General features: G+C 67.1%; 11 protein-coding genes. 4 read left to right on the plus strand and 7 right to left on the minus strand.

Annotated features, from left to right (window positions below):
* The 4 genes from JHC81_RS12470 to JHC81_RS12485 all read left to right on the plus strand — a co-directional run.
* Positions 1 to 570, plus strand: a 570-nt coding sequence (locus JHC81_RS12470) for an FAD-dependent oxidoreductase (RefSeq protein ID WP_292175168.1), incomplete at its 5' end; no start/stop codon positions are given.
* Positions 567 to 770: a hypothetical protein gene (locus JHC81_RS12475; protein WP_292175170.1), complete on the plus strand. Its 204-nt coding sequence runs from the start codon at positions 567 to 569 to the stop codon at positions 768 to 770. The genes JHC81_RS12470 and JHC81_RS12475, both read left to right, overlap by 4 nt.
* Entirely contained in the window at positions 770 to 1,699 is a 930-nt protein-coding gene (locus JHC81_RS12480) for an oxygenase MpaB family protein (RefSeq protein ID WP_292175173.1), read from the plus strand. Before JHC81_RS12475 ends, JHC81_RS12480 begins: the two co-directional genes overlap by 1 nt.
* A gap of 64 nt (positions 1,700 to 1,763) precedes the next feature.
* Entirely contained in the window at positions 1,764 to 2,165 is a 402-nt protein-coding gene (locus JHC81_RS12485; protein ID WP_292175175.1) for a host attachment protein, read from the plus strand.
* 44 nt (positions 2,166 to 2,209) lie between these two features.
* Here the strand turns inward: JHC81_RS12485 and JHC81_RS12490 are convergent, their stop codons facing one another.
* The 7 genes from JHC81_RS12490 to JHC81_RS12520 form a co-directional block, all read right to left on the minus strand.
* Positions 2,210 to 2,842, minus strand: a complete 633-nt coding sequence (locus JHC81_RS12490; RefSeq protein WP_292175177.1) for a squalene/phytoene synthase family protein — start codon at positions 2,840 to 2,842, stop codon at positions 2,210 to 2,212.
* 149 nt (positions 2,843 to 2,991) lie between these two features.
* On the minus strand, positions 2,992 to 3,957 hold the full coding sequence (gene secF / locus JHC81_RS12495; RefSeq protein WP_292175179.1) for a protein translocase subunit SecF: 966 nt from the start codon (positions 3,955 to 3,957) through the stop codon (positions 2,992 to 2,994).
* Positions 3,957 to 5,555, minus strand: coding sequence for a protein translocase subunit SecD (gene secD, locus JHC81_RS12500; protein WP_292175181.1), 1,599 nt, complete (start codon positions 5,553 to 5,555; stop codon positions 3,957 to 3,959). The genes secF and secD overlap by 1 nt, the downstream gene beginning before the upstream one ends.
* A 30-nt stretch (positions 5,556 to 5,585) precedes the next feature.
* Positions 5,586 to 5,903: a preprotein translocase subunit YajC gene (yajC, locus tag JHC81_RS12505; protein WP_292175184.1), complete on the minus strand. Its 318-nt coding sequence runs from the start codon at positions 5,901 to 5,903 to the stop codon at positions 5,586 to 5,588.
* A 117-nt stretch (positions 5,904 to 6,020) separates the two neighbouring features.
* Complete coding sequence (locus tag JHC81_RS12510; RefSeq protein ID WP_292175187.1) at positions 6,021 to 7,073, minus strand: peptidoglycan DD-metalloendopeptidase family protein; 1,053 nt, start codon at positions 7,071 to 7,073, stop codon at positions 6,021 to 6,023.
* A 200-nt stretch (positions 7,074 to 7,273) separates the two neighbouring features.
* Positions 7,274 to 7,918 carry a protein-L-isoaspartate(D-aspartate) O-methyltransferase gene (locus JHC81_RS12515; protein ID WP_292175192.1) on the minus strand — a complete coding sequence of 215 codons (645 nt, stop codon included), beginning with the start codon at positions 7,916 to 7,918 and terminating at the stop codon, positions 7,274 to 7,276.
* The coding region (locus JHC81_RS12520; protein WP_292175189.1) for a 5'/3'-nucleotidase SurE at positions 7,918 to 8,541 on the minus strand (624 nt) is incomplete at its 5' end. The genes JHC81_RS12515 and JHC81_RS12520, both read right to left, overlap by 1 nt.

Below are 8,541 nucleotides of genomic sequence, written 5' to 3' on the forward strand. Positions count from 1 at the left end.
CACGCCATCGTCCAGCTGCGTCAGGACAATGCGCTGGGCACCCTGTTCAACATGGTCGGCTTCCAGACCAAGCTGAAGCACGGCGCACAGGCCGAAATCTTCCGCATGATCCCGGGCCTGCAGAACGCCCAGTTCGCCCGACTGGGCGGCCTGCACCGCAACACCTATCTGAACAGCCCGCACCTGCTGGACCGCCAGTTGCGGCTCAAGGCCATGCCCCGCCTGCGCTTCGCCGGTCAGGTCACGGGGGTGGAGGGCTATGTCGAAAGCGCCGCCATGGGCCTGCTGACCGGCCGCCTCGCCGCCGCGCAAGCCCTGGGTCGCGATCTCGCCCCTCCTCCCGCCGACACCGCCATGGGCGCCCTGGTCGAACACATCACCGGCGGCCACATGGAGGGCTCGAAGTTCCAGCCGATGAACATCAACTACGGCCTGCTGCCGCCGCTGGAGACGCCCAAGGTCGACGAGGCCGGCATGAAGATCCCGCTGAAGGAACGCGGCCGGGCCAAGAAGCGGTTGATGAGCATCCGGGCCATGAACAGCCTCAGGGCCTGGCGCGACGCCGCATGACCGCGCCGGACACCGAACTGGATCGCCTGACCGCCCGCCGCGTCACCATTCTGTATCGTCTCGAGATGATCGCCCAGGGGGCACAGCTGACCTATGAAGACGGCACGCCCATCGACATGGCGTCGGAGAAGTCTCGTCTGGAAGACATCGTCGCCGATCTGGATCGCCGGATCGAGGCCCTGACCCGGACCGTAAACTGATGGCCCGCGCGGGCTCTTCCGGACCCCGCCTGTTCGAACCCGCCAAGGCCCTGATCCGGCGTCAGGTCACCGATCTGTTCAACGATGCGTCCAAGGGCGAGCGGCCGATCCTGCGACGCGGCGATGCCCTGTTCGCGCCCGACTCGGTCGCCTGGCGGGTGAATGGCGACGTCGTCACCATGATGATCGGCGGCGTCTCTGGCCTGCTGCTGCAGATGCTGCATCCGGCGGTTCTGGCCGGCGTCTGGGACCATTCCAACTTCCGCGCCGACATGCACGGGCGACTGAGGCGAACGGCCAAATTCATCGCCGTGACCACCTATGATTCCGCCGACAACGGCATCGCCGCCATCGACCGGGTGCGCCGCATCCATGCCCAGGTGCGCGGCGTCCTGCCGTCCGGCGCACCTTATGACGCGACCGACCCCGCCTTGCTGGCCTGGGTTCACGTCACCGAGGCGACCAGCTTCCTGAACGCCTGGATCCTCTATGCCGAGCCGGGCATGAGCCGCGCCGATCAGGACCGGTATTTGGCGGAGATGGCGACCGTCGCCGAACGGCTTGGGGCCGATCCCGTCCCTCGCGACCGCAGCTCGGCCGAGGCCCTGATCCAGTCCATGCGTCCGGCCCTGCTGACCGACGACCGCACGCGCGAGGTCGCCCGGCTGGTGCTGAAGCAGACCATGGGATCGCGCACGACCGACAGCGCCTCGCGCGTCATCATGCAGGCGGGTGTCGATCTGCTGCCCGCCTGGGCGCGGCACATGCACGGCCTGCCCGTGCCGCTGGATCTGCCCGTCATCCGCGCCGGGGCCGCCACCATGGCCCGCACCCTGCGCTGGGCGTTCGACCAGTCGCCGAACCGCCGCGTCTGGCCTGCCGACATCACCCGCTACCCGGACGCCGCGTCCGACGACCGCACGCGATAGACGGCAACCGCCCTCGGTCGGGATCGTTACCTCCTCATCTGAAAACCATGAGGATTCTCGCACCATGAAACTTCCCAAGGGCGCACTGGTCGCCGTCGTCGATGGCGAGAAACTGGTTCTGTTCAAGAACACGGGCGACGCCGATCAGCCGAGCCTGACGGCCCACCCCACGCCGGAAATCCCCGAGCGCCTGTCCGGTGCCCCCGGCCGCCAGTCCAGCGCCGCCAACCCCGACAACGACACCCAGGCCGAGGACGGCTTTGCTTTCGGTGTCGCGGAACTGCTGAACAAGAAGGCCCTCAACGGCCAGTTCGACCATCTGGTCGTCATCGCCGCGCCCAAGACGCTCGGGGCCCTGCGCAAGAACTGGCACAAGGAGCTGGAATCCCGCCTGACGGGCGAGATCGCCAAGGACCTGACCAACCAGACCACGGATCAGATCGCCGACGCCATCGCCAAGGCCTGATCGGCCCGCAAACGCCCGGACCGACCGTGCGGGCGTCTTGCCGTCTAGAGACGCCCGCGCAGCATCGCCCAGGTCAGCCGCAGCTTCTTCAGCGGCTCGGCCTCTGATGGCCTGACCAGGGTAGCGTGGGCGACGGCCGGAAAGGCGTCGGACGGCAGACCCTTCAAGACGGCATTCGCGTCACCCAGAGCCAACCGGGCGTCGTCCAGCCTGCCCACCTGCGCCAGTCCCCATATCCGACCGGCCCCCACCACCTTGTCGTCATGTCCCGGTCCGGCCAGCACCCGCACCGCCAACTGCATCGGCCCGACATAGAAGGCGTCCAGATCATGTGGCGCGCCATGCACCCGCCCGATATGGGCCTCGATCAGCGCGTCGAACGGCCCGCGCTCCAGCCCGTGCCGCCGCACGACATCGGTCAGCGCCTCCAGCACCGGATGGCCTTTGCGCGGCTCGCCCGCAAGCACCCCGTCCATCTGTTCGCCCCACCAGCGATAGCGCATCTCGGCCAGCAGCGGTTGGGTCACCCGCGTCGGGATCGCCATCAACTCGGCCTCGAAGGCATAGAGTGTGATCAGGTCCGCGCGGGCCTGCGCATCGGCCACGAACCGGCTGGACAGCCAGCGGTCCGGATCGGCGGCGCGGACCTGAGTGTCGAGAGAACCGAGCGTGTCCAAGATTAATCCCGCTCATCCCGGCGAATGCCGGGACCCAGATGCAAAGTCGCCGTCAGTCCGATGACTGGACCAGAAGCCTGTGCAAGCCTTCTACACCGCTCCAGCCATCTGGATCCCGGCATTCGCCGGGACGAGCGGATCAGAATGACCTAGGGCCGGCTGGCCATGCCCAGCTTGATGGGCTTGGGCTCGTCCAGCGACCCGCGCTTGACGCCCCACAGCAGGATGATCGGCGCGCCCACATAGACGGACGAATAGGTGCCGATGATGATGCCGGCCATCAAGGCGATGGAGAAGCCGAACAGGGCCTCGCCGCCCAGCAGCGCCAGGGCCGCCAGCACCATGACCGCCGTCAGGCCGGTGATGATGGTCCGCGACAGGGTTTCGTTGATCGACAGGTCGATGACCTCGCGCAGGGGCATGGTCTTGTATTTGCGCAGATTCTCGCGCAGGCGGTCGAACACCACGACGGTGTCGTTCATCGAATAGCCGATGACGGTCAGGATGGCGGCCACCATGTTCAGGCTGAACTCCAGCTTGAACAACACGATCAGCCCGAACACCAGGATCACATCGTGGATCAGGCTGGCCACGGCGCCGAAGCCGAACTGCGGCTCGAACCGGAACCAGATATAGGCGAACATCAGCACGATGGCCGCGCCCAGGGCAAACAGACCGGACTGGAACAGCTCGCCCGACACCTTGGAGCCGACCACGCTGATCCCGGAATAGGTCACCTCACCGACGGAGGCGGTGATGGCGTTCTCCACGCGCTGCACGACGGCGCTCTGGGGCTCGTCGTCCGGCACCTGGAAGCGCAAGATGGCGCTGGAGGGATCGTCGATCCCCTGCACCTGGACGTCGCCCAGGCCCAGTTCGCCTACCGCGCCGCGAACCCGCTCCAGATCCAGCACCTGACCGTTGGCGCGGGTCAGCTCCATGGACGCCCCGCCCCGGAAGTCGATGCCCATGTTCAGGCCGGGATAGAAGCAGGCGACGATCGACGCCACGCACAGGATCACCGAAATGACACCGGCGGCCTTGGCGTATCTGACGAAGCGGAAGTTCGTCTTCGTCGGAAGAAGTTTGATCAGGGGCCATCCACGCATCGCCATCACTCCGCGATCGGCAGTTTTTTGGGTTTGGCGGTCTTCAGCCACCAGGCCAGGGCCACCTGCGACACCAGCACCGCCGACAGCATGGAGGTGAACACCCCGATGGTCAGCGTCCAGGCAAAGCCGCGAACGGGTCCGGCCCCGAAGATGAACATGATCAGCGCCGCGACCAGTGTGGTCAGGTTGGCGTCGATGATGGTGCCCATCGCCTTGTTGAAGCCGGCGTCCATGGACGCGACCACGGACCGTCCGGCCCGCGCCTCGTCGCGCATCCGCTCATAGATCAGCACATTGGCGTCCACGGCCACGGCGAAGGTCAGCACCAGACCCGCGATCCCCGGCAGGGTCAGCGTGGCCCCGACCAGCGACATGGCCGCGATAATCAGCAGACCGTTCAGCAGCAGCCCGACGACCGAAATGCCTCCGAACAGGAAGCCATAGGCCGCCAGCATGAAGACCACGATGATGATGAAGCCGACCAGGGTGGAAATCCCGCCCTTGGCCACGGCATCCGCCCCCAGTTCGGCGGTCACCGTCCGGCGCTCCTCGACCTTCAGCGGCGCAGGCAGGGCCCCGCCGTTCAGCAGGTTCACGAACTCCGAGGCGGACTCAATGGTGTAGCTGCCGGTGATCTGGCCCGTACCGCCCGTGATCGCGCTCTGGATCGTCGGGGCGGAGATGACCCGTCCGTCCAGGATGATGGCGAACGGCTTGCCGATGTTGGCGGCGGTCGCTTCCCCGAACCGGCGCGAGCCCTGGGCATCGAAGCGGAAGTCGATGGCGATCTGGCGGTTTTCGTTCTGACCGACCGATGCCCGCGTCAGGTTCTCGCCCGACACCAGCACGCGACGCTTGACCAGATAGGCGGCCGGTCCACCGGCTTCCGCCGAAGGCAGCAGTTCGGAGTCGGGCGGAATGGCACCCGCCGCGGCTTCGGCGATGGAATTCTCGGTGTCCACCATCTGGAAGGTCAGCTGCGCGGTCTGGCCGACCAGTCGTTCCAGCTCGGCGGGATCGCTCTCGCCCGGGGCTTGGACCACGATCCGGTCCGCGCCTTGGCGGGTAATGGAGATTTCCTTGGTCCCGCTGCTGTCCAGACGGCGGCGGACGACCTCGATCGACTGCGAGACGGCGTCGGACGCCATCGAGTTCATGGCCGCGTCGGTATAGGCATAGACGATGCGGTCGTTGCCCTGACGCTGGACCGTCCGGTCCGCCACACCACTCGCATTGCCGCTGATCAGCGTCCGCATGGCGGCGAGCGCCGCGTCCATCTGGGCTGGGTTGGAGATGGTCGCGACCAGACCCTGGTCGTTGCGGACGACGCCGGTGACGGCCACGTTCGCCTCTTCCAGCACCATCCGCGTGTCCTCGACCATGTTGGACAGGCGCTTCTCGCGCATGGCTGGCACGTCGACTTCCAGCAGCAGATACGACCCGCCCTGAAGGTCCAGACCCAGGTTCAGTCCGCTGGACGGCACCCAGCCGGGCAGCGCCTCGCGCTGGGCGGGGGTCAGCATGTTGGGATAGGCGAAGGCCAGGCCGAACAGCAGCGAGAGGGCGAGAAGTATGACCTTCCAGCGCGACAGATGGATCATGCGGGCGTTTCCGGCCTGGTCAGAACGATATCAGGACTTGGCGATGGTCTTGGTGTCGTTGGCGGCGATGGCGGTGCGGTTCTCGACCTGGGTGATCATCGAGCGGACCACGCGCACGTTCACGCCCTGGGCGATCTCGACCATGACCTCTTCGTTCTCGACCCGGGTGATCTTGCCCTTCATGCCGTTCGACATGATGACGTTGTCGCCGCGCTTCAGGCTGGCGATCAGTTCCCGGTGCGCCTTCATCTGCTTTTGCTGCGGACGGATCAGCATGAAGTAGAACAGGATGATGACGGGGACGAAGAAGATCAGGGTCCCGAAAGGCCCTTCAAGAATAGCAGTCACGGCGGTCTCCACGAGCGGAGACACCGCATGCGGCACCTCCTGAAAATGAGGCGCGGAACCTAGGGCGCGTCGTCACACTTTGCAACGCGCCACAAGGATCGAGGGCCCTGGCCTGCGCTATCGCGGCAACACGGTCAGGGGATCGATGGCCACCGGCTCGTCGCCCCGCATGCGCCAGGTCTCGAAATGGATGGACGGACGACCGTCGCCGGCGGTCGTGCCGACCGTGCCGATCTGCTGACCTGCCCGCACCTGATCGCCCTGCCGCACCGTGGCCGAGCCCAGATGGCCATAGGCCGTGCGCCAGCCCCCGGGATGGGCCACCAGTATGGTCAGCCCCTGCCCGGCCAGGTCGTCGCCGACATAGGCCACCTGACCCGCCGCCGACGACACGACTTCGCGCCCGGCGGACGCCCCGATGTTGATCCCGTTATTCCGCTCGCCCATGCCGACCGGTCCGAACCGCCGCAGGATGTCGCCCCGCACCGGCCAGTCCAGCGAGACATCGGCGGTCGCCGAGGCCGACGGCAGGGCCACATTGCCCGACGGCGGCGGTGGCGGCGGCGGCACGGCCACACCCCGGTCCGCCGTATAGACACCGCCCGGCGACGGCCCGGTCGCATAGGGGTCGCCGCCGATATCCACCGCCGACTGCGGCAGGATCAGCGTCTGGCCCGGCCGGATCTCGGCCCGCGGCCCCAGCCGGTTCAGGTCGATCAGGCTCTGCACCGGCGTCTGGAAGCGACGACCAATGCCCGAGATCGTGTCGCCCGGCTGGATCACATAGCCCGCGCCCGCCACGGTCGTCCCGCTGCGGGGCGGCGGCGGCTCGGTAAAGCCGCCATCGGCAGGCCCTGCCGCGGGCTGGCCCGGACGCGGCACATAGACAGGTGCGTCCAGCGCCCCGCCCTCGATCGTCCCGATGGGGGCCGTCGCGTTAGGGGCAGGCTCGTTATAGGGATTGCTCGGCCCCCGCACGCCCTCGCCGCTGGGGGCCGGCGCGGTGGGATAGGTCGGATAGGCCGGGCTGGTTGGATAGGGTGCGCGCGACGGCGGCGGCGCGGCGTCGGCATAGATGGAATAGCGCGGCCCGGCACTGGAACACGCCGCCAGCGCCAGCATGCCGCCCGCCACGATCAGGACCCGCAAGCCCGTCTTCAAACCATTCATTTGCCGTTTCCCGCTCGTTCTGGGCCGATCACCGACCGGCTGCCCGCCACGTCACGGACCATAGCCACAATCCGCACCAAAGTTGGGCGTCGAGGTTAACGAGGGATTACCCTCTCCTCCCCATCGCAGATGGGGAGGGGGACCGCGAAGCGGTGGAGAGGTGGAGGAGGGTCGCATGCGACACGACGACGTAACTCCCCCTACCCTTCCTTGGCCGTCCCTTCGACCAAAGGCACGAACCGCACTTCGCTCAGCGTCTCGCGGCGGAACGACCCGTCCTCCTGCCCGACATAGCGATGCAGCATCTGCACCGAGGTCCGCCCAACGGGGCACACGAGAACACCACCCGGCTTCAGCTGTTTCAGCAGCTCCGTCGGCTCGCCCGGCGAGGCCGCCGTCACCATGATCCGGTCGAACGGTGCTTGCTGGGGCCAGCCAAGCCCGCCGTCGCCGTGCAGGGTGATCACATTGTCGATGCCCAGGTCCTTCAGCCGCCCCTCGGCCTCGACCAGCAGGCTCTTGTAGCGCTCGACCGAATAGACATAGCGCGCCAGTCGGCTCAGCACCGCGGCCTGGTAACCACTGCCCGTCCCGATCTCCAGCACCCGGTGACGTGGCTGCACGTCCAGCGCCTGGGTCATCAGGCCGACGATGAACGGCTGGCTGATCGTCTGGGCACAGTCGATCGGCAGGGCCTGATCCTCCCACGCCTGATCCAGAAACCGCTCGTGCACGAACACGGCCCGGTCCACCGATTCCATCGCCGTCAGCACACGCGGGTCCGTCACCCCCTGCTGCCTCAGTCCCAGGATCAGCCGCCCGGCCCTGTCATCGTTCAGCTTCATCATTCCTCCCCCTTTGGGGGAGGGGGACCATCCGAAGGATGGTGGAGGGGGCCAGCCACAGCCTTCGGCGGCGCCCCGCCCAGTACACCCTTCAGGTCGTGCACGCTGGCCGGATGGGTCAGGTCGATATGCAGCGGCGTGACCGAAATCTTCCCCTCGTCCATCGCTCGCAGGTCCGTGCCCACGGGATGGTCGTGCTTCGTCCCGCGAAAGCTCATCCAGTAATAGTCCCGCCCGCGCAGGTCGGTGCGTTTCACCGCATGCATCTCGCCGATATCGCGAAAGCCCTGGCGCGTCACCTCGACCTCGGTCACGCCTTCGGGCGGGCGCGCCGGAAAGTTCAGGTTCATCACCACGCCGCTGGCCCACGGCCGCTCCAAGAGGCGCGAAATGATGGCCGGCGCGAACGCCTCCGCCGTCTCCCAGTGCGCCGTCACCTCGTCGTGGAATCGCTCCAGCGACTGGCTCAGGGCAATGGAGCGGATGCCGAACGCCATTCCCTGCAAGGCCCCGGCCACCGTCCCGGAATAGGAGCAGTCCTCTCCGACATTGTGCCCGCGGTTCACACCCGACAGCACCAGATCGGGCTTGTCCGGCATCAGATCGTTGACCGCCAGCACGAC

Source organism: Brevundimonas sp. (assembly GCF_016463295.1).
In the GTDB taxonomy this organism is placed as follows: Bacteria; Pseudomonadota; Alphaproteobacteria; order Caulobacterales; family Caulobacteraceae; genus Brevundimonas.

What these genes read in the sequence shown, in the direction of transcription:
- JHC81_RS12475 (WP_292175170.1), top strand. Translation starts at nt 567, where the DNA reads ATGACCGCGCCGGACACCGAACTGGATCGCCTGACCGCCCGCCGCGTC.
- JHC81_RS12515 (WP_292175192.1), bottom strand. Translation starts at nt 7,918, where the DNA reads ATGAAGCTGAACGATGACAGGGCCGGGCGGCTGATCCTGGGACTGAGG.
- secD (WP_292175181.1), bottom strand. Translation starts at nt 5,555, where the DNA reads ATGATCCATCTGTCGCGCTGGAAGGTCATACTTCTCGCCCTCTCGCTG.
- JHC81_RS12510 (WP_292175187.1), bottom strand. Translation starts at nt 7,073, where the DNA reads ATGAATGGTTTGAAGACGGGCTTGCGGGTCCTGATCGTGGCGGGCGGC.
- secF (WP_292175179.1), bottom strand. Translation starts at nt 3,957, where the DNA reads ATGGCGATGCGTGGATGGCCCCTGATCAAACTTCTTCCGACGAAGACG.
- JHC81_RS12485 (WP_292175175.1), top strand. Translation starts at nt 1,764, where the DNA reads ATGAAACTTCCCAAGGGCGCACTGGTCGCCGTCGTCGATGGCGAGAAA.
- JHC81_RS12480 (WP_292175173.1), top strand. Translation starts at nt 770, where the DNA reads ATGGCCCGCGCGGGCTCTTCCGGACCCCGCCTGTTCGAACCCGCCAAG.